The 17,191-nt window shown below is 70.0% G+C and carries 21 protein-coding genes; 7 read left to right on the forward strand and 14 right to left on the reverse strand.

Going from position 1 to position 17,191, the window contains the following annotated elements; translation table 11 throughout:
* Positions 1–20: 20 nt before the first annotated feature.
* Positions 21–758, reverse strand: a complete 738-nt coding sequence (locus D7231_RS01285) for an acetoacetate decarboxylase (protein ID WP_120753013.1) — start codon at positions 756–758, stop codon at positions 21–23.
* A 187-nt stretch (positions 759–945) separates the two neighbouring features.
* Here D7231_RS01285 and D7231_RS01290 point away from each other — a divergent pair, with 187 nt between their 5' ends.
* Both D7231_RS01290 and D7231_RS01295 read left to right on the forward strand, forming a co-directional pair.
* A complete protein-coding gene (locus D7231_RS01290) occupies positions 946–1,845 on the forward strand; it encodes a LysR family transcriptional regulator (protein ID WP_120753014.1) in 900 nt (299 codons plus the stop codon).
* A 183-nt stretch (positions 1,846–2,028) separates the two neighbouring features.
* Complete coding sequence (locus D7231_RS01295) at positions 2,029–3,555, forward strand: MFS transporter (RefSeq protein WP_120753015.1); 1,527 nt, start codon at positions 2,029–2,031, stop codon at positions 3,553–3,555.
* Here D7231_RS01295 and D7231_RS01300 read toward each other — a convergent pair.
* The 5 genes from D7231_RS01300 to D7231_RS01320 all read right to left on the reverse strand — a co-directional run bounded on the left by D7231_RS01300 (position 3,515) and on the right by D7231_RS01320 (position 7,886).
* Positions 3,515–4,387 (reverse strand): ABC transporter permease, encoded by an 873-nt coding sequence (locus tag D7231_RS01300; protein ID WP_120753016.1) that lies wholly within the window; start codon positions 4,385–4,387, stop codon positions 3,515–3,517. The two genes, D7231_RS01295 and D7231_RS01300, sit on opposite strands and share 41 nt — an antisense overlap.
* Positions 4,347–5,255: an ABC transporter ATP-binding protein gene (locus tag D7231_RS01305; RefSeq protein WP_120753379.1), complete on the reverse strand. Its 909-nt coding sequence runs from the start codon at positions 5,253–5,255 to the stop codon at positions 4,347–4,349. Before D7231_RS01305 ends, D7231_RS01300 begins: the two co-directional genes overlap by 41 nt.
* 56 nt (positions 5,256–5,311) lie before the next feature.
* Positions 5,312–5,683, reverse strand: coding sequence for a MarR family winged helix-turn-helix transcriptional regulator (locus D7231_RS01310; protein ID WP_241999501.1), 372 nt, complete (start codon positions 5,681–5,683; stop codon positions 5,312–5,314).
* Between the two features lie 312 nt (positions 5,684–5,995).
* Positions 5,996–6,682, reverse strand: a complete 687-nt coding sequence (locus D7231_RS01315) for a pyridoxamine 5'-phosphate oxidase family protein (protein ID WP_120753018.1) — start codon at positions 6,680–6,682, stop codon at positions 5,996–5,998.
* A 214-nt stretch (positions 6,683–6,896) separates the two neighbouring features.
* Positions 6,897–7,886 (reverse strand): ornithine cyclodeaminase family protein, encoded by a 990-nt coding sequence (locus D7231_RS01320; RefSeq protein ID WP_120753019.1) that lies wholly within the window; start codon positions 7,884–7,886, stop codon positions 6,897–6,899.
* A 271-nt stretch (positions 7,887–8,157) separates the two neighbouring features.
* On the opposite strand from D7231_RS01320, the gene D7231_RS01325 reads away from it, so the two are divergent.
* Both D7231_RS01325 and D7231_RS01330 read left to right on the forward strand, forming a co-directional pair.
* The gene (locus D7231_RS01325; protein WP_120753020.1) at positions 8,158–8,391 is read left to right on the forward strand and encodes a chaplin family protein; all 234 of its coding nucleotides are present in this window, start codon (positions 8,158–8,160) and stop codon (positions 8,389–8,391) included.
* 125 nt (positions 8,392–8,516) lie between these two features.
* Complete coding sequence (locus D7231_RS01330) at positions 8,517–9,047, forward strand: GNAT family N-acetyltransferase (RefSeq protein ID WP_120753021.1); 531 nt, start codon at positions 8,517–8,519, stop codon at positions 9,045–9,047.
* 185 nt (positions 9,048–9,232) lie between these two features.
* Here the strand turns inward: D7231_RS01330 and D7231_RS38390 are convergent, their stop codons facing one another.
* From D7231_RS38390 to D7231_RS01340, 3 genes are all read right to left on the reverse strand, one after another.
* Positions 9,233–9,436, reverse strand: coding sequence for a hypothetical protein (locus D7231_RS38390; RefSeq protein ID WP_422396659.1), 204 nt, complete (start codon positions 9,434–9,436; stop codon positions 9,233–9,235).
* A 66-nt stretch (positions 9,437–9,502) separates the two neighbouring features.
* The gene (locus D7231_RS38395; RefSeq protein WP_422396661.1) at positions 9,503–9,703 is read right to left on the reverse strand and encodes a transposase; all 201 of its coding nucleotides are present in this window, start codon (positions 9,701–9,703) and stop codon (positions 9,503–9,505) included.
* Between the two features lie 76 nt (positions 9,704–9,779).
* Positions 9,780–10,655 (reverse strand): LysR family transcriptional regulator, encoded by an 876-nt coding sequence (locus D7231_RS01340; protein WP_158673698.1) that lies wholly within the window; start codon positions 10,653–10,655, stop codon positions 9,780–9,782.
* Positions 10,656–10,725: 70 nt separating this feature from the next.
* Here D7231_RS01340 and D7231_RS01345 point away from each other — a divergent pair, with 70 nt between their 5' ends.
* Positions 10,726–11,094, forward strand: coding sequence for a nuclear transport factor 2 family protein (locus D7231_RS01345; protein ID WP_120753023.1), 369 nt, complete (start codon positions 10,726–10,728; stop codon positions 11,092–11,094).
* Positions 11,095–11,140: 46 nt separating this feature from the next.
* On the opposite strand, the gene D7231_RS01350 is transcribed toward D7231_RS01345, so the two are convergent.
* A complete protein-coding gene (locus D7231_RS01350) occupies positions 11,141–11,800 on the reverse strand; it encodes a class I SAM-dependent methyltransferase (protein WP_120753380.1) in 660 nt (219 codons plus the stop codon).
* Positions 11,801–11,870: 70 nt separating this feature from the next.
* On the reverse strand, positions 11,871–13,106 hold the full coding sequence (locus D7231_RS01355) for an MFS transporter (RefSeq protein ID WP_199739282.1): 1,236 nt from the start codon (positions 13,104–13,106) through the stop codon (positions 11,871–11,873).
* A gap of 96 nt (positions 13,107–13,202) precedes the next feature.
* On the opposite strand from D7231_RS01355, the gene D7231_RS01360 reads away from it, so the two are divergent.
* Together D7231_RS01360 and D7231_RS01365 are read left to right on the forward strand one after the other, a co-directional pair.
* Positions 13,203–13,655, forward strand: coding sequence for a winged helix-turn-helix transcriptional regulator (locus D7231_RS01360; protein ID WP_120753024.1), 453 nt, complete (start codon positions 13,203–13,205; stop codon positions 13,653–13,655).
* A gap of 103 nt (positions 13,656–13,758) precedes the next feature.
* Positions 13,759–14,262 (forward strand): HIT family protein, encoded by a 504-nt coding sequence (locus tag D7231_RS01365; protein WP_120753025.1) that lies wholly within the window; start codon positions 13,759–13,761, stop codon positions 14,260–14,262.
* A gap of 12 nt (positions 14,263–14,274) precedes the next feature.
* On the opposite strand, the gene D7231_RS01370 is transcribed toward D7231_RS01365, so the two are convergent.
* From D7231_RS01370 to D7231_RS01380, 3 genes are all read right to left on the reverse strand, one after another.
* Positions 14,275–14,682: a peptidase inhibitor family I36 protein gene (locus D7231_RS01370; RefSeq protein WP_120753026.1), complete on the reverse strand. Its 408-nt coding sequence runs from the start codon at positions 14,680–14,682 to the stop codon at positions 14,275–14,277.
* A 126-nt stretch (positions 14,683–14,808) separates the two neighbouring features.
* On the reverse strand, positions 14,809–16,092 hold the full coding sequence (locus tag D7231_RS01375) for a cytochrome P450 family protein (RefSeq protein ID WP_120753027.1): 1,284 nt from the start codon (positions 16,090–16,092) through the stop codon (positions 14,809–14,811).
* 52 nt (positions 16,093–16,144) lie between these two features.
* Positions 16,145–17,143, reverse strand: coding sequence for a TIGR04222 domain-containing membrane protein (locus D7231_RS01380; RefSeq protein WP_120753028.1), 999 nt, complete (start codon positions 17,141–17,143; stop codon positions 16,145–16,147).
* Positions 17,144–17,191 lie beyond the last annotated feature (48 nt).

Below are 17,191 nucleotides of genomic sequence, written 5' to 3' on the forward strand. Positions count from 1 at the left end.
ATGATGTGTGCGCCGTCCTCTCAGTGGGCGAGGTAGTCGTGGACGACCGCGGCCGGGCTCAGGGTGAGGTCGGTGAGGATGTGGCTCGCGGCGACCACCTCCCGTACGGGAAGGTCCGCGAGCGGTGCCAGCGCGTGGGCGAAGAGTTCCAGGCGGGCCGGGCCGCGGAAGGCGCTCTTGACGGTGATGTCGGTGATCTGAGTGCGCACCAGTTCGCAGATGCGCGGCCGGCCGTCGTAGCCGGGCACCGCCTTGACCATGTACGTGGGCACGCAGATCTCCGCGCGCGCCTCCTCCAGGTCCATCGGGTGGTGCTTGTAGCCCATCGTCGCGGTGGCCACCCGCAGCGAGCCGTAGTCCAGGGTGCCGACCAGGGTGTCGGAGTCGACGTAGAGCTTGGGGGAGCCGGCCTTCTTGGGGTAGGCGCTGAGCTCCCGCCCGCTGGAGATCGCCGGCACGCTGTCGAGGTACATCGCCAGGTTGTACTCGCCGTGTTCGCCCTCGTACTCGACGGGGACGACCTGGCCCGCCTCCGTGTAGTCGCCCAGCCCCGTCACGTCGGGCATCCGCATGATCTCGAACCGCACCAGCGGCTCGGGAACGGTCAGCGGCTCGGGGACGACCCGTCGCAGGGCTTCGGGGTCGGTGCGGTAGGTGATGTTCAGGTACTCGCGGTCGGTGAACCGGTACCGGGTGGGAGCGAAAGCGGGTGCGTCCAGCGGGGTGGTGAACAACTGGGCGACGTCGTGCATGTGCATGAGTGGCTTCCTTGGAGACGCCTGTGCCTGTGCCTGTCAGGGCGGGGAGCGGACCGGACGGGATCGGATCGATCGGATCGGACCGGATCCGATCCGATCCGTCCGCTCAGCGCTGGGATCTACTGCACTCCACGGAGGCGATGTCTGTCCAATATATGATCCAGGCCGACTCGATATCATTAGCCATATGGAGTTCACGAAACGCCTGCTGGAGCAGTTCCTGACCCTCGCCGAGGAGAAGCACTTCGGCCGCGCGGCGGAGCGCCTCTCGATGAGCCAGCCCCCGCTGAGCCAGGCGATCCAGCGGCTGGAGCGCGGCCTGGGCGCGACCCTTCTGGACCGCAGGCCCGGGGACCTGCGCCTCACCCCCGCGGGTGCGGCGTTCGCCGTGGAGGCTCGGCGGCTGCTGGACGCCCAGACAGCGGTCGTCGAGCGCGTGCGGCGCGTCGCGCAGGGCCTGGAGGGCGACGTGCGCGTGGGGTACGTGAGCATCCTCAGCCACCGCCACCTGCCCCGGCTGCTGCGCGCCGCCGCCGAGGAGCTTCCCGGCCTGCGCATCCACCTGCACCAGGACTCGACCGCCACGCTCGTCGAGATGCTGCGCTCGGGAGCCCTGGACCTCGCGTTCATCCGCGACCCCTCGCCTGTATCGGACGACCTGGCCGTCCACGACTTCGCTTCCGAGCGCATCGTCGCCGCTCTGCCGGATGGGCACCGGCTGGCCGGATCGGACTCCATCGCGCTGGAGGACCTCCGCGACGACGACTTCGTGCTCCTCAACGGAACGGCCCTGCCCGGCCTCGCCCTCCAGGCCCGGCTCGCCTGCCGGGAGGCGGGGTTCACGCCGCGCTGCCGCGCCGACGCCGACGACCTCACCGGCCTGCTCGGCTACGTGGCCGCCGGCCTGTGCGTCAGCCTCATGCCGGAGGACCTGCGCGGCTTCCCCGTCCCCGGCATCGCCTTCGTACCGTTCCGAGGATCGTCGCCGTACCTGCGGACGACCGTCGCCGCCGTGCGCCGCACCGACGCGGACGCGGCCGTGCACCGCCTCCTGGACCTCATCACCCGGCATGCCGGCCGCCCGTGAATCACATGTACCGATCCATCACATGTGCCGACTTCTCCGTAAACAAGTGGTCTGTCAGAAAATGACGGTCTTCTTCCTCCGTCGCCTCATACGGTGACCACCGTGACCGACCACCGTGCCGACGGCGCCGTGATGCCATCGGGGTTATGAGGGTCACGACCGGGCAGGCGGGCGGGAGGACGCATGGAGTATGCGCGGCTCTTGCGGCAGCGCCCCGTCGTGGTCCTGTGGCTGGCACGCAGCCTGTCCGCGCTGGGGGACCGCCTGTACGCGATGGCGGTGATGTGGAGCGTATGGGCGAGCACCGGGTCGGCCTCGCTCACCGGGCTCGTGGCCCTCCTCGAATCGCTGCCCTACGTCGTCTTCGGCACCGTGGGCCGGCGCGTCGTCGCCCGCTTCGCATCCTACGGAGCACTGTCCGCGGTCGACGCCCTGCGCGCGGGCGTTGCCGTGGCCCTGCCGTTCGTCTGGTCGCCCGACGTCCCGGGCACGGTCGTCGTACTGGTCAGCGTTTTCCTCCTCGGCGTGCTCGGAGCGCTCTTCGACCCGAACTTCGACGCACTGGTGCCCGGCCTGGGGCGGTCCGGGCAAGTCCAGTCCGTCACCGGGCTGTTCGACCTCACCTACCGTGTCGCCCGCATCGCCGGCCACGCCTGCGCTGGCGCGCTGCTGCTGGTGTTCTCCAGGATCGAGCTCTTCGCGTGTGTGGGCGCCGCGTTCGCCGTCTCCGCTGCGGCGCTGGGCGGCACGTCCCGGCGCCTGCCCGTGCCCCCGCCCCCGCCCCCGCTTCCGTCCTCACTCCCACTTCCGCCCCCGCTGCCCTCCGCGGACGCCTCCGCCGGCGACCGGCCGCCCGTGCGCGTCAGGGCGCTGGTGAGGGAGCGCCCCGGCATCGGCATGGCGATCGGTGTGCACGGTCTCCTGCCGTTCTGCGCCGCGGCGGGGACGATCGGGCTGCCCGCGCTGCTCGCCGACGGACACGACGCCGGCTCCGGTGGCGGCTCCGGCGCCGGAGCCTACGGACTGATCACCGCCGTCTCCGGGATCGGCGCGCTCATCGGCAACCCGGTCGCCGGCGCCCTGCGGCCGCGCGCCTGGCTCGCCGTCTGCTGCGCGGCCTGGACGGTCGACGGTCTGGCGACCGTCTGCGTGGCGGCGGCAGGCTCCGTACCGGCGTTCGCGCTGTTGTACCTGCTGTCGGGGCTGGCCGCGCCCCTGGGGACCGTCACGATACGAGCGCGCCTGGGGACGTACGCCCCGGCGGAACGCCTACGGCTGATGGCCGTCGAACACACCGCTACCCGTACGGGCGGCGTGGCCGCGATACTCCTTCTCCCGCCGCTCGTCGACGCCTCTCCCCGGGGCGCGTTCCTCGTGGCCGGCTCTGTGGTGGTGCTGATCACCGCGGCGGTCGGTCTGCTCTCGCCGCGGATCACCCGCGGGGAGCGGGCGGAGGAGGCCCGCGCCGGGCGGGCGGCGGGGGCCCGCGCCGGTACGAGCGCCACGGCCACCGGCAGGCACCGTGCCGCCGCCGTATGGCCGCGTATCCGTTTGCCGCGTATCCGTCCGCGCCGGGCCGCCGCGGCGCCGACGCGCATCCGTCTGCCCCGGGCCCGGACCTGTACCTGGCCCCGCGCCGTTGGTCGACCTGCCCGGCCGGATGCCCGCGTCAGCGGGCCAGACGACCGAGCAGGGCTGCCGCCGCGGTGATGCCCGCCAGCGCCGCCAGTACCAGCACGCCGAAGTCGGTGGCCAGGTGCGCGGGGGTGCCGATGAGCAGCCCGCGCAGGGCATCCACCTCGTAGCTGAGCGGGTTCCCCTTGCTGATCACCTGGAGCCAGCCCGGCATGACGGCGACCGGGTAGAGGGCGTTGGAGGCGAAGAACAGCGGCATGGTGATGGCCTGGCCGATGCCCATCAGCCGGTCACGGGTCAGTACGATCCCGGCGATCGTCATCGACAGGCACGAGAAGAACGCCGAGCCGAGCACCACGATCACCGCCGCGGCCAGCAGGCGCAGCGGATTCCAGGTCAGGGCGACGCCCAAGAGGGCCGCGATCACCACGACGACCGCACCCTGGATCACGGCCTTGACGCCGGCGGCGAACGCCTTTCCGGTCACCAGGGCGGCCCTGGGCGTGGGGGTGACCAGCAGTTTGGTGAGGACCCCGGAGTCCCGCTCCCAAATGATCATGATGCCGTAGAAGATGGCGATGAACATCGCGGACTGAGCGATGATCCCCGGGGCCAGGAAGTCCACGTACGGGACGTTCCCCGTGGGAATGGCCTTGATCCGGCTGAACGTCTGCCCGAAGATCAGCAGCCACAGCGCGGGCTGGACGGCACGGGTGTACAGCTCGGCCCGGTCGTGGCGCAGCTTGCGCAGTTCGACCACGCACATGGCCACGACGCGTGCCGGGACGACCCGCAAGGCGTTGTGGGCGCGTGGTGGGTGGAGCAGCAGTCCGTACCGCTGCTCGGTGAGGCTGTCGCTGTCGCGTTCAGCCGACGCGGGACGCGGTGCGGCGGGTACGGCGGACATCGCCGAACTCCCCTCGCTCGTCTTCGGATCCGGCCAGTTCGCCGCCCGCGACGTGCCGGAACACGTCCTCCAGGGACGGCAGCGCGGTCTCGCCGTCGCCGGTCTCCCGGCGGTGGGCCATGAGCCCGCTCTTCAGTTCACCGGGGGTGCCCAGCGCCCGGACCTTCCCCCGGTGCAGCAGCGCCAGGCGGTCGCAGCGCTGGTCGGCTTCCTCCATGGAATGCGTCGTGACCAGCACCGTCATGCCCGTGGCGGACCGGATCTCCGTGATGCGGTCCCATACGTTGCCGCGCGCGATGGGGTCCAGGCCGATGGTCGGCTCGTCCAGCACCAGCAGCCTCGGCGCGCTGACGAGGGCCTGGGCCAGTTCGAGCAGGCGCACCATGCCGCCCGAGTACGTGGCCGCCAGCCGGTCGGCCGCACCGGCGAGCCCCACCGCCTCCAGCGCCTGCCCCACCCGTTCGCGTCGTTCGCGGTGCGAGACGTCGAAGACCCGGGCGAAGAGGTCGACGTTCTCCCGGCCCGTCAGGCCGCCGTCGGCGGACAGTTGCTGCGGTACGTAACCCAGCAGCCGTCGCACCATCATCTTCCGCCGGGCCGCGTCGCGTCCGAAGATCTCGATCACGCCCGGGGGCACGGGCAGCAGGGTGGTGATCGATCGCAGCGTCGTCGTCTTGCCCGCGCCGTTCGGCCCGAGCAGGCCGAAGACTTCGCCCGGCTCGACGCGCAGGTCGACGCCGTCGACCGCTTTTGTTCTGCCGAAGGAGTACGTAAGGCCGGTGCAGCGGACGGCCGCCACGCCGTCGGCCCTGGCGGCCGTTACGCCATCGGCCCCGGTGGTCGCCACGCCGTCGGCGGCAGTCGCCATGTCGCCGGCCTTGGGGGCCGCCGTGCCGCCGGCCCCGATGGTTCCGTCCTCCGTGCTCATGGCACCTCCTCGGTCTCGCGCAGCGTGTCCGCGAGCCTGCGCAGCGCGGGAAGCGCCGCGGCCACGGCCGCCCGGTCCTGCGCAGGGAGCGCTCCCACCCCGTCGCGGAACAGCGCCGCGCGCCGCGCTTCCCAGTCGCGCAGCCGGTCCCGGCACGCGTCCGTGGGGAACAGGGCCGCCGCGCGGCCGTCCCGGGGGTCGCTCTCCCTGCGCAGCAATCCGCCCGCAACCAGTCCGTTGACGAGGGTGCTCACCGAATTCGCGGCGAGGCACAGTTCCTTGGCGGCACCGGACACCCCGATCCCGGGCCGCGCCGAGACCACGCGCAGCAGCTCGGCCTCGGCGCCTCGCAGCCGCGGGGTCGTCATGGTTCGCCACAGTCTGCGCCGGGCGAGCCGGTGGATTCCCGCCAGGAGGCCGGCGAGCTCGTCGGCCGTATCATCCGCAACGTCGAGAACATCCGGGGCACCGGAAACATCCGGGACACTAGAAACATCCGCACCATCTGCGGTCATACCATCATTTTAACTCTGTGTCCGAGCTATCGGTAAGGCTTGGTAAGGCTTCGGGAACGGCGTCCAAGGGGCGCGCGGGAGCGCCTTCCGGCGCGGGGGCTTTGCGGCCCCGACGATCGCAGACCGGAACCAGAACCGGAACCGGATGCGGATCGTGCGTGAGGTTCACTGGGTGTGGATCGTGCGCCCGGTGACCTGGCCGGGGCGGACGCGGATCCACAGGTCGCGCTTCCCGCCGGCCCAGGGTTCCGCTCCGGGGCGGTCGGCGAGGCTCTCGACAGTGCCGGGATCCGTGATGTGTTCGGCCGTGCCGTTGATGAGGACGCTCCAGCCGCGGCTGAGGTGTTCGTCGATGTGGTCGGCTTCGAAGGCGAGCGGCTCCCCGTCGGCCGCTGCCAAGGTGTCGTCCGCCTCGGACCGGTAGACGATGCTGCGGCCGTCCACGAGGAAGTTGACCAGCAGGATCACGGGCGCGGGCCCGGAGGTCAGACCGATCCTGCCGATGCCGTGCGTGCCGAGCCGCTGCCAGCATTCGTCCTCGGCGAGGTGCGCGAGCAGAGGACTGGTTCCGGCGGGCTGCTGACCGGGCGCCGCTTCGCGCGGGCCTGCCACGAGCTCGTCGTAGGGCATGTCGAGGGCGGCGGCGACGCGCATGACGGCGGCGGGGTCGAAGTCGCCGCCGAACGTCTCCAGCTGGCTCAGATAGGGGACGGACATGCCGGCGCGGCGCGCCACTTCCTCACGGGTCAGTCCCAGCTGCTCGCGGCGTACGGCACAGCGGGTCGCCACCGTGTCCTCGCGCGGACCGGAGTCCGTGTCGGGGCCGCCGGGTCGCGGCCCGTCGTCGTGCATCGTCTCCGCCTCCGCCATTCTGCCGGCCGCCCGGTGCGGCGTGCCGCCGCCGTCGGGTCCGTAGTTCGTGAGCCGCCCTCTTGCCCAGGGGATCAGAGCGCCGGGCCGCGTGCCAGCGGTGCGCCGCCGAACGGGAACCCGGGACAGCGGCGCAACGGCGCAGCGGGCCCGCCCTCGCCCGCGTCGTACGCCCGGCGGGGCCGAGGGGTGGGCGTCAGTGAAACGCGATCTCCTCGCCGACCGACCGCTCGCGGGCCGCGGCGACGACCAGAGCCGCGGCCGCGGCGTCCTGCACCGCCACACCGACCGACTTGTACAGCGTGATCTGGTCCGGCGAGGTGCGCCCCGGCTTGCTGCCGGTGACGAGCTCGCCGAGCTCGGCGTACACGTGCCCGGCCGTGATGACGCCGTCGCGCATCGGCATCAGCAAGTCGTTGCTGCCGGCGGGGAAGGGCGCGAGCGCGGCCTGCCGCGACTCGACGCACACCAGGGCCTCGGCGACCGTGGCGTCGTCGACCTCGCGGCCGTCCGGGTTGTACCCCACCGAGATCGCGTGCACGCCGGGCGTGAGCCAGGGGCGCCGGATCACGGGTTCGAGGGCGTGGGTCGTCGCGGCGGCGATGTCGGCGCCGTCGAGCGCCTCGGCGTAGGTGGGAACCGCCTGGACGCGGGCATCCAGTACGGACGACAGCTCGTCGGCCAGCGCGGCTGCCTTCGCCGGATCCCGGCCGGCTACCCGTACCTGCCGGATCGGGCGGACCCGGCAGATGGCGCGAGCGTGCGAACGGGCCTGAACTCCGGTCCCCAGCAGCGCCAGCACCGTCGAATCGGCGCGCGCCAGCAGACGCGCCGAGAGCGCGGAGCAGGCGGCGGTACGTGCCGCGGTGATGGCCGTACCGTCCAAGAAGGCCACCGGCTCGCCGGTGTCCGGGTCGAAGACGACGATGACCGCCTGGTGGGTGGGCAGCGGCGTCCCGGCGTTGCGCGGGAACAAGGAGACCAGCTTGCTCGCGAGCGCACCCACCGACGGCACGTAGCCCGGCATGGCCGCCAGGAGGCCCTGCTGTTCGGGCACCGCGGCGGCGACGCGGTCGGGCGCCGAGGCACTGCCGGCGGAGAGATCCGCCATCGCCGGGGCCAAGGCGTCGATCAGTGCGTCCATGTCGAGCAGGGCCTCTACGTGCGAGCGTCCGAGAGCCAGCATGCGTTGCAACCTCCTGCCTAAGCGCCCGACGTGGCGCGCTGATGTGGTGTGCATGCATGTCCATCGCACGCATCTCTCAACGGATTTTGTTCGTCAGGCGATTGATGGCCCGAACTCGTAGGTGGTCAATGCCGAGACCGTGATCACGGAGGAGGATGAACATACAGACGGTTGGTAGTGCCAGCGGTTTTTCCTACGCAAGACTCGTTCTTGCCAGAGCTTTTGCTTCGCTTACTGGCTTACTTCCCCCTTCCATCTTTTGGAGAGAACCATGAGCATCCGCAACGCCGCCGCCGTGACCGCTCTCGCCGCCGCTGCCATCGGCGCCGGCGCCACCGCCGCCAGCGCCCACCAGGCCGCCGGCCACGCGGAGAACTCCCCGGGCGTGGCCGCCGGTAACGTCGTGCAGGTCACCCCTCACGTTTCCCCGAACATCGGAGGCAACGTGGTCTCCGTGGTCGGTGTCGGTAACCTCAGCCACGGCAACACCCTGATCAACAAGTAAGCCCCGGTTCCAGCCGCCGAGGGCCACAGGAGAAGCAGCACCTGTGGTAGGCCGCGCGCCCTCCGACTCCCGTCGGGCGCGCGGCCTTTTCGGTGCCGGAGCTCGAAGTCCTTTAAGCTCCCGCCGTGAACGACAGCACGCACAGCATACGAATCAGAGCGGGCGGCCTTGCCGACGCACCGGCCATTCTCGACATGCTCGACTCCGCGGTGGTCTGGATGAACGCTCGCGGTAACACCGAGCAGTGGGGCACGACCCCGTATTCGCAGCAGCCCGGCGGGGCGGCGCGGGTCGAGCGGTACCTGACCGAGAACGCCCCGTACATCGCGGAGTCGGATGGAATTCCTGTCGGCGCCTTGGTGCTGGACTCCGGCCCCAGCCCGCAGCTGCCGATCGCACCGGCCGGGGAACCCGAGCGGTACGTCCGGCTGCTGGTCTCCGACCGACGGTACGCCGGCCGGGGCATCGGAGCGGCGCTGCTGAGCCATGCCGCCGAGGAGACCCGACGGGCCGGAGCGAAGCTGATGCGGGTCGATTGCTGGGCGGGCGGCGAGGGCGAACTGGTCGCGTTCTACGAGCGCAACGGCTTCACCCCCACCGACCAATTCCTGTCCGGAACCTGGCCCGGACAGGTCCTGGCCCGGCGGGTCGCCTGACGACACGGGCAGGTAGAAGCCCCGTTCACGCCATTTCGCCGGCCACGTAGGGTGCGTATTTAGTTGTGATCAAAGGGTGGTCCGCGTGAGGTTTTTGATCCAGATCATTGAGGCGCGAAGGTGGTGGCCGGCGAGGTAGCTCGCGGGTGTCTCGTCGTACCGCCTGGCGATGCCTCGCCGGTCCTTCAGCCGGAGTTCTTCCCGCTTGGGATCACCTTCGGCCTCCTGTCCGGTCTATCCGTCGTGGCCGCCCCCTTTGACCTGGTCTTCTCCGCCTCAGCGGCGACCTTCTCCAAAGCGGTGAGGACGTCCTCGTTCAGGTGCATCCCGGTGGCGTCGTGATGGGCCCGCGCCGTGGTGGAGTCGATGCCGGCCAGGGACAGGTCCACCTCGTCCCGCTTTGCAGCTTCCGCGATCAGGCCCTCAAGCAGGGCTTCGAAGACGCCGGCGTCGTGTCACTGCCGGAAGCGGTTGTGGACGGTCGGCCAGGCGCCGAACTCCGTTGGCATCTCCCGCCACTGCCCGCCGGTCCTGAACTGCCGGATCACGCCCTTGACTTGCTGCCGCAGCCGATCGGGGTGCGGACCGCGTCGGCCGACCGGCAGATACGGACCTGTGAATTCCCCCTCCGCATCCGTCAGTTGCGCTCGCGTCACGCAGTCTGGCGTACCGGATCGAGCTCCAGCGGGAGAGGGGGTCCCGCAGGTTGATCACCGTTCGATACGTGCATGCCTAGCCGGCTTGCAGAGCGGCGAGGAGCCTGGTTCGCAGGAGCTGCGCGGCTGGGTAGTGCTGACCTCGGCGGGTGATAAGTCCGAGCCGGGCGTGTGTGGCGGCGTCGGTGAGCGGGACGGTCTGCAGACCGGTGCCTTGTGTGGAGGACGTGCTGAGGACAGCGATGCCCGCACCGCGCTCAGCGAGGCGGAGCAGGGTGACTGGAGAACTGGCGTCGATGTCCACGCGTGGGCCGAGACCGATCCTGTGGCAGGAGTCCTCGTAGGCGGCGCGGATGCCGGTGCCTGGGGAGAGGCAGAGAATCTTCTCGCCCCGTAGGTCGCCGAGGCGCAGGTCCGGCCGGTCGAGGGGGTGTCCGGCAGGGACGGCTGCGGTGATCGGCTCGTCGATGACGATGCCCGCCTCCAGGCCTGGGGCGACGCTGCCCGCGTAGCCGATCAAGGCGAGGTCGAGAGAGCCGGCAAGGACCTGGGCCTGGAGGTCGTCGGAGTAACCCTCGTGAAGGCTGACCTCGATACCGGGGTGGGTGCGGCCGAGGTCGGCGATGGTGTCGAGGAAGGCCGGGATCGAGCAGCCCATGATCATGCCGAGACGGACCCGGCCGCGGACGGCATCGGCGAACTCGGCGGCGGTGTGCTTGATGGCTTCAAGAGTGGCAAGGGCGTTCTTCGCAAGGGGGAGAACGGCTTTGCCGGCCGGGGTGAGGCGGATTTGACGGCCGGAGCGGTCAAGCAGTTGTTGGCCCAGTTCCGACTCCAGCTTGGCCACTTGGGTGCTGATGCCGGACTGGCTGACGTGCAGACGACGGGCGGCAGCGGTGAAGGTCCCCTCGTCCATGATCGCAGCGAAGTAGCGCAGCTGGTGCATCTCCATATCCAGTAATGATAGGTGCCATCTGATCCATCTGTTAGACGAATGGATCAGACGGCTGGAGGATGGAGACATGACGACGACGAGGACTGCGCGAGAGACTGCCGAGACCTACTTCACCGCCTGGGAGGCGGGCGACTTCGATACCTTGCGCGGGTTGCTGGCCGAGAATGTCGACTTCGTCGGAGCGCTGGGAACGGCGTCGGGGGCGGAGGCGGCGCTCGCCGGGCTGAAGGGGCTCGGTCAGGTGCTGAAGAAGATCGACGTGAAAGCGCGGGTAGCGGAAGGTGATGAAGTGATCACCTGGTTCGACCTGTGCACCAACGTTGCGCCACCTACCCCGACGGCGAACTGGATGCACGTGGACGACGGGAAGGTCACCCGAATCCGGGTGACCTTCGACCCCCGCGCACTGCTGGCGGGACTCGAGGCGCAGAACTGAGCGGGGAAAACCCGAGCACCACGCTGATCAAGACTCGATACGCGCCCTAGGGTTGGCGCCACACCAGTGTGTAGCGCCAGAAGAGTCGGCGGCGGAACCGAGCGCCGGGCAATGCGCGGCGGGTGTCGCGCACGACGTCCTGGAAAGTCATGGTCGCCGGCCGCGTGGGGGCGGTCATCGAGACCGGCCGTGGCGCCTCGCGGCCCTTGTTCTTGTACCAGGCTACGGCGACATTCGACGGGATCGCAGCAGCACCGAGCAGGTGGTCACCGAGAGTTCGGGCACGGGTGACACCCACGACGACCAAGGTCCCGCCGGGCGCCAGGTGGCGACGGAAACCGATGAGAGCATCGCTGAACGGCAGGTGGTGGATGGTGGCCACACAGGTGATGACGTCATACGGGCCGGGAGGCGTCTCGCTCAGCGCGTCTCCGACGGTGAAGCTGACCGCGGCATCCGGAGCAGTCAGCTCCCGCGCCCGGGCGACGATTGCGGGATCGGCGTCGATCCCCTGCACTTTTCCGGCCCGCGAGGCCAGGAGCCTGGCCAGGTCACCGCTGCCGGAGCCGACGTCCAGGGCGCTGCCGAACCGCCGGGGGAGCTGCCTCATGATCCACCGGTGGTAGTGGGCGTTGTGGTCCCAGGGGTGGGCAGCGTGGAACCGGTCGAGCGCTCGACGGATGCGAGCCCACAGCAGATCAGTCACGCCGCCATGCTGCACGGGTCTTCGCCCTGACGCAGCCCGGTTTGCATGTACTTATCGATCGCATTCCTGCTTACGCCGAGGAGTTGGTGAACGCCCACAGTGCGAGCCCGAGGCAGCTGAATGCGGCGCCCAGTGCGCATACCGCGCCCCAGCCGGCCACTGCGTAGAGGGAGGTCGCGGCGATGGCGCCGGTGGCGCTGCCGATTGAGTAGAAGACCATGTATCCGCCGATCAGCCGGCTGCCCGCGTCCGGGCGCAGCGCGTAGATCAGGGTCTGGTTGGTGACGTGGACCGCCTGCACGGCGAGGTCGAGAAGGATCACCCCGGCGAACAGGGCCCAGAGCGAGCTGCGGGTGAAGGCCAAGGGCAACCACGACGCGGCGAGCAGGGCCAGGGCGATGCCGGTGGTCCGCCGGGAGAGTCCGCGGTCGTTCAGGCGGCCCGCCACGGTCGCGGCCAGGGCGCCGGCGACACCGATCAGCCCCAGTGCCCCGATCGCGCTGTGGGACAGGAAGTACGGGGCCTCGCTGAGCGGCAGCGCGACGCTGCTCCACAGGGTGCTGAAGGCGGCGAAGATCAGCAGTCCGAACAGGGCCCGGAGCCGCAGCAGCCGTTCCCGCGCGAACAGGGTGATCGTGGAGCGCAGGAGCTGTCCGTAGCGCAGGGTTGCCGGCGGAGCGTCAGCGTCACTGCGGCGCGGCGGGAGTACTCGGTACAGGACCAGGGCGAGCAGAGCGGTGAGCGACGCCGAGGCGAGGTAGACGGAGCGCCAGCCCGCGAGGTCGGCCATGAGGCCGGATGCGGTGCGGGCGAGCAGGATTCCGATGACGACGCCACTGGTGACCAGGCCGACGACCCGTCCGCGCTCGGCCGGACGGGCCAGTGATGCCGCGAAAGCCACCAGCGTCTGTGTGACGACGGCGAGAAGCCCCGTCGCGGCCATGCCTGCGAGCAGGAGCGCCGCCGTGCGGGCGGCGGCCACCACGGCCAGCGCTACGACCAGGAGCAGCAACTGGGCCACGATGAGCCGTCTGCGGTCGACCACGTCGCCCAATGGCACGAGGAAGAAGAGCCCCAGCCCGTATCCGACATGGGTGAGGGTGACCACGCTGCCGACGAGCGCCGGGCTCATGGCGAGGTCGTGGCCCATGGTCACCAGGAGTGGCTGAGAGAAGTAGACGTTGGCCACTGCGGCCCCGCAGGCGACGGCGAACAGTAAGACGAGGCCTCGGGGCAGGAAGAACGCGGAACCTTTCTCGCATCCGTCTTCGGTCTGTCGTGTCAGAGCTTCACCTTTGCCGGGCATCAGCACTCCTCCGCGTATCTGGTTTCATCTTGCTACCAGTGGCGACGGTAACTTTCTTGGTAGCATGTTGCAACCGTTGTGAGAGTGAGGGACGCCATGGTGACCAGGACGCGCTTCGACGACAGCGAATGCCCCGTCGCCCGCTCGGTGGACGCGATCGGCGACTGGTGGTCCCTGCTGATCGTGCGGGACGCCTTCGACGGAAGCCGGCGCTTCGGGGAGTTCCAGCGCAGCCTCGGCGTGGCGAAGAACATCCTCACCGCGCGTCTGCGCACCCTGGTTGCCGGCGGCGTCCTCGAATCCGTCCCCGCCTCGGACGGCAGCGCCTACCGCGAATACGTACTGACCCCGAAAGGCGAGGCGCTCTTCCCCGTCATCGTGGCACTGCGGCAGTGGGGCGAACAGAACTTCTTCGCCCCCGGCGAGCCGCACTCAGAGCTGGTCGACCGTCGGCAGGGAAACCGCCTCCGCACGCTGGAAGTACTGTCCGCGGACGGGCGACCGCTGAACCCCGACGACACCACCGTCCACAAGGTCTCCGCCCAGTAGTCCGAGCCGGAGAGCCGGCACCCCAGTTCGAAAGTGCCCCTTGAGGCCAACGGCTCCGGCCGGGTGAAGGACGTGGCCGGTCCTCGGCCGATATGGTCCGCCCATGACCTACACGACCGACCGGATCGGCAGTGCGCTGAGAGGCGAGAACCCCACGGTCTTACGCCGTCTCACCACCTCATTCGCGGTCATCGGCGACGTCCAGTTCCTCCCCGGATACTGCGTTCTGCTCCTCGACGACCCCGATGTCGAGCACTTCACCGACCTGTCCAAGCCCCGCCGTCTCGCCTTCCTGGCCGACATGGACGTTCTCGGTGAAGCCGTCCAGCTGGCGTGCAGAAAGCTGGACTCCGGATTCCGCAAGGTCAACCTGGAAATCCTCGGCAACACCGACCGCTTCGTCCACGCCCACATCTGGCCGCGCTACGACTGGGAGCCCGCCCACCTGATTCCCCGCCCGGTGGGGGCGTATCCGCGCGGCCACTGGCATGAACCGCGGTACGCGCTCGGCAGTGAGCACAAGCAGCTTCGGGAGGCGATCACTGCCGAGCTGGACTCCCTCGTCAACTCCGATCGAACGCAGCCTCCGCCCCGCGCCGGTGGTTAGCGTCGCCGGCGGCTAGCGGCCTTCGCCGGGCGGTGTGCCGCAGCTCTGGCCGCCCGGGCCGTCGAACCGCACCGAGCTGAAGAAATCCCGGTAGGTGGGGAAGAAGTTGCCCTTGCCGGTCGGTCCGGAGGAGGTGACGGTGGTGCAGCCGCTGTAGTTCGCGTCGGACCAGAGGTGAATGGTCGAAGCGGTACGGTTCCAGTCCGACTTGGCCCTGTCGTTCATGCCGAGCGTCGTGAGGTCCGGCGTGCTCCTCGTCAGCTTGATCATGTCGCCGGTGCCGTCGAGCCCCGAGAACATGCAGTAGTAGCCGGCAGGACAGCGGTCGTACCCGCCGGCCGCCTGCGCCGTTGAGACCGGCAGCACGGCGGCGGCTGCAACGGCCACCGGCACGAGCAGTGCACGCAACTGGTTCCTCATCTATTGACGCTCCTCGATGGCTGGGGAGGGTAGGGGAGGGGAAGCGATCAAGCACGTAGGCTCTGGACTACCTCGTTCCGCCGCATGGAGCAATCCCATGGTCATCTGTCCATCCGAACGAGTTACCTATGGCCTATGCAGCCGAACCGGCAGTGTCTCCGTGCTGTTGCCCACGAAGCTCGGGTGCCGGGGCAGCTCGTGGTCGGGTACGGCGAGGGTGAGGTCCGGGTAGCGGTCGAAGAGGGCAGCCAGCGCGGTCGTCGCCTCCAGCCTGGCCAGCGCGGCGCCCAGGCAGTAGTGCGGGCCGTGCCCGAAGGAGAGATGCCGGACCGCGGGCCGGCGGGTGACGTCGAAGCGCGACGCGTCGGGGCCGTACGCGCGCTCGTCACGGCCGGCGGAGGTGTACGAGGCGAGCACCGGGGCGCCCCGGGGGATGACCGTGTCCCCGACCGCCAGGTCACGGACGGGGTAGCGGAACGGGAAGAAGCTCACCGGGCTGTCGTAGCGCAGGGTCTCCTCGACGACATCCCCCCAGTCGGCCTTGCCCGCGCGTACCAGCGCGAGCTGTTCCCGGTCCGTGCACAGTGCCCGTACGGCGTTCGTGATGAGGTTGAGCGTGGTTTCGTGCCCGGCGACGACCATGAGCAGCAGGGTGCCGACCAGTTCGCCGTCGGTGAGCCGGTCGCCGTCCTCGGCCTGCGCGGCCAGGAGGGCGCTGGTGAGGTCGTCGCCCGGGGCGGCGCGGCGGCGGGCGACGACGGTGCCGAGCACGCCGGCCATGTCGTGGTTGACGGCCAGGACGTGTTCCGGAGTGGTCGTGGTGCTGACGATCGCATGCGACAGCTCGTGCAGCCTTCCCTGAAGGTCCGGGTCGACGCCGAGCAGTTCGCTGATGACGGCCATGGGCAGGGGAAGGGCGAAGTGCTCGCGCAGGTCGACCACCCCCGCGCCGCCTGTCTCCCCGCCGAGCGCCGCCTCACCGAGCGCGTCCAGCAGCTCTGCCGTCAGCTCCTCGACGCGTGGCCGTAACCCCTCGATGCGGCGCGGAGTGAAGACCTGGGTGACCAGCCCGCGCAGCCGCCGGTGGTCGTCTCCGTCCGCGGTGGTCATGCTCTCGACGGTGGCCAACGTGGTGAGCGGCCACCCCTCGGGTACGGCACCCTCGCGCAGTGCCGTGAAGTGGCGGGCGTTCTTGGCGACGTCGGGGTGGGCGAGGAACTCCTTCAGCTCCTCGTACCGGGTGACCGCGACAGCGGCGACCTCGCCGGGCAGGACGATGGGAACGACGGCGCCCTGCGCACGCAACCGCTCGTTGGCCGCGTGCTGGCCGGCTCCTGTCGGGTCGAGCGTGTACGGGGATGGTGCTGGCGACGGCGACGGCGACGGCGATGCGTCGGATCGGTCGGGCATCTGAGGCTCCTCAGGGCACTGATGGTGGTTGATGACGATGGTCAAGGCGTTCTCAGCCCCCGCAGCCGCACCCGCCGCATCCCCCTCCGCCTCCGCATCCACCGCAACTGTGGCCTCCGTCGTGCCCACCGCTGCTCCCACATCCCCCCTGGCCAGAGGGTGTGACCCCACTGGCGTAGCCGGCGGAGGCCGCAGCCGCGGCTGCCGTGGCCGCAGTGGCCGCCGACCGCCGACTGCTGGTGGAAGCGGCGGCCCTGAATTCATTGAGGAGGGTCTGGACCTCGTCGTCCGCCATGCCGGGAACATGGCCGGTACTGCCCAGAGCAAAGGCCTTGAGCGAGGCGGTGGTTTGCGTGGCCAGTCCTACGTCGGCGGGCTGCCAGGCGGCGTCGGCGTGGTCCTGCACGGATGCGAGCCGGTCCCGGGCGCCCTTGTTGCTCCTGTGAGTGTCCGGTGCGCGGTAGCGCATTGCCGGTACGGATCCGAGCGCGAGAAGGAGGAGGAAGGCGAGCAGGGACAGCAGGCCCCCATTTCCGGTCGCCGTGGCGAGCGGTACGGTCACGACCCCGACGACGAGCGCCGCCACGAGCATCCAGCCGTGAAATGCCCGCGACTTGGCCAGCTTACGGAGCTGGTCCATCCCGACGGGCTGCGGAACAAATCCCTCACGCACCAATCGCAGCCCGATCGCACGGACCGCCTCGCTGGTGCGCACCTCGCGGGCCAGATCGCGCACAGCCATCCGGCGGGCCGGCCCGGCCGTGTCGACGATCGCGGCTTCGACGGAATTGCGCGGGGTCGGGTCCGTCACCGTGGCCGTACCGGAGCGCGAAAGGATCAACCGGCCCTCAAGGCGCATGGCGAGGAAGGCTGTCACTGCCGCGTGTGCCGCGCCGCCGTGGAGGTGGGCCGCGTCGTAGAGGGAGAGCTCGTCCCGTGCCGGGAGATCACCCGGAGCGGAAGCGCGCTTCAGGGACAGGAACGTTCCCCGCAGGTGCCATGTGCTCGCCACTACGAGTGCGGCGCAGACGAGGAAGGGTATGAGCCACATGAATTCCCCCGGATTCTCGGTCAATTAATGCCAGGTCAGTCAATGCCT

It is taken from the genome of Streptomyces klenkii (assembly GCF_003626645.1).
Classification (GTDB): domain Bacteria; phylum Actinomycetota; class Actinomycetes; order Streptomycetales; family Streptomycetaceae; genus Streptomyces; species Streptomyces klenkii.

Excerpts from the sequence above, each read along its gene's own strand:
- D7231_RS01310 (WP_241999501.1), bottom strand. The coding sequence starts at position 5,683 with ATGACGACCCCGCGGCTGCGAGGCGCCGAGGCCGAGCTGCTGCGCGTG.
- D7231_RS01340 (WP_158673698.1), bottom strand. The coding sequence starts at position 10,655 with ATGGAGATGCACCAGCTGCGCTACTTCGCTGCGATCATGGACGAGGGG.
- D7231_RS01290 (WP_120753014.1), top strand. The coding sequence starts at position 946 with ATGGAGTTCACGAAACGCCTGCTGGAGCAGTTCCTGACCCTCGCCGAG.
- D7231_RS01320 (WP_120753019.1), bottom strand. The coding sequence starts at position 7,886 with ATGCTGGCTCTCGGACGCTCGCACGTAGAGGCCCTGCTCGACATGGAC.
- D7231_RS01305 (WP_120753379.1), bottom strand. The coding sequence starts at position 5,255 with ATGGCGACTGCCGCCGACGGCGTGGCGACCACCGGGGCCGATGGCGTA.
- D7231_RS01315 (WP_120753018.1), bottom strand. The coding sequence starts at position 6,682 with ATGCACGACGACGGGCCGCGACCCGGCGGCCCCGACACGGACTCCGGT.
- D7231_RS01370 (WP_120753026.1), bottom strand. The coding sequence starts at position 14,682 with ATGAGGAACCAGTTGCGTGCACTGCTCGTGCCGGTGGCCGTTGCAGCC.
- D7231_RS01295 (WP_120753015.1), top strand. The coding sequence starts at position 2,029 with ATGGAGTATGCGCGGCTCTTGCGGCAGCGCCCCGTCGTGGTCCTGTGG.
- D7231_RS01375 (WP_120753027.1), bottom strand. The coding sequence starts at position 16,092 with ATGCCCGACCGATCCGACGCATCGCCGTCGCCGTCGCCGTCGCCAGCA.
- D7231_RS01355 (WP_199739282.1), bottom strand. The coding sequence starts at position 13,106 with ATGCCCGGCAAAGGTGAAGCTCTGACACGACAGACCGAAGACGGATGC.
- D7231_RS01285 (WP_120753013.1), bottom strand. The coding sequence starts at position 758 with ATGCACATGCACGACGTCGCCCAGTTGTTCACCACCCCGCTGGACGCA.
- D7231_RS01365 (WP_120753025.1), top strand. The coding sequence starts at position 13,759 with ATGACCTACACGACCGACCGGATCGGCAGTGCGCTGAGAGGCGAGAAC.
- D7231_RS01380 (WP_120753028.1), bottom strand. The coding sequence starts at position 17,143 with ATGTGGCTCATACCCTTCCTCGTCTGCGCCGCACTCGTAGTGGCGAGC.
- D7231_RS01360 (WP_120753024.1), top strand. The coding sequence starts at position 13,203 with ATGGTGACCAGGACGCGCTTCGACGACAGCGAATGCCCCGTCGCCCGC.
- D7231_RS01345 (WP_120753023.1), top strand. The coding sequence starts at position 10,726 with ATGACGACGACGAGGACTGCGCGAGAGACTGCCGAGACCTACTTCACC.
- D7231_RS01300 (WP_120753016.1), bottom strand. The coding sequence starts at position 4,387 with ATGTCCGCCGTACCCGCCGCACCGCGTCCCGCGTCGGCTGAACGCGAC.
- D7231_RS01325 (WP_120753020.1), top strand. The coding sequence starts at position 8,158 with ATGAGCATCCGCAACGCCGCCGCCGTGACCGCTCTCGCCGCCGCTGCC.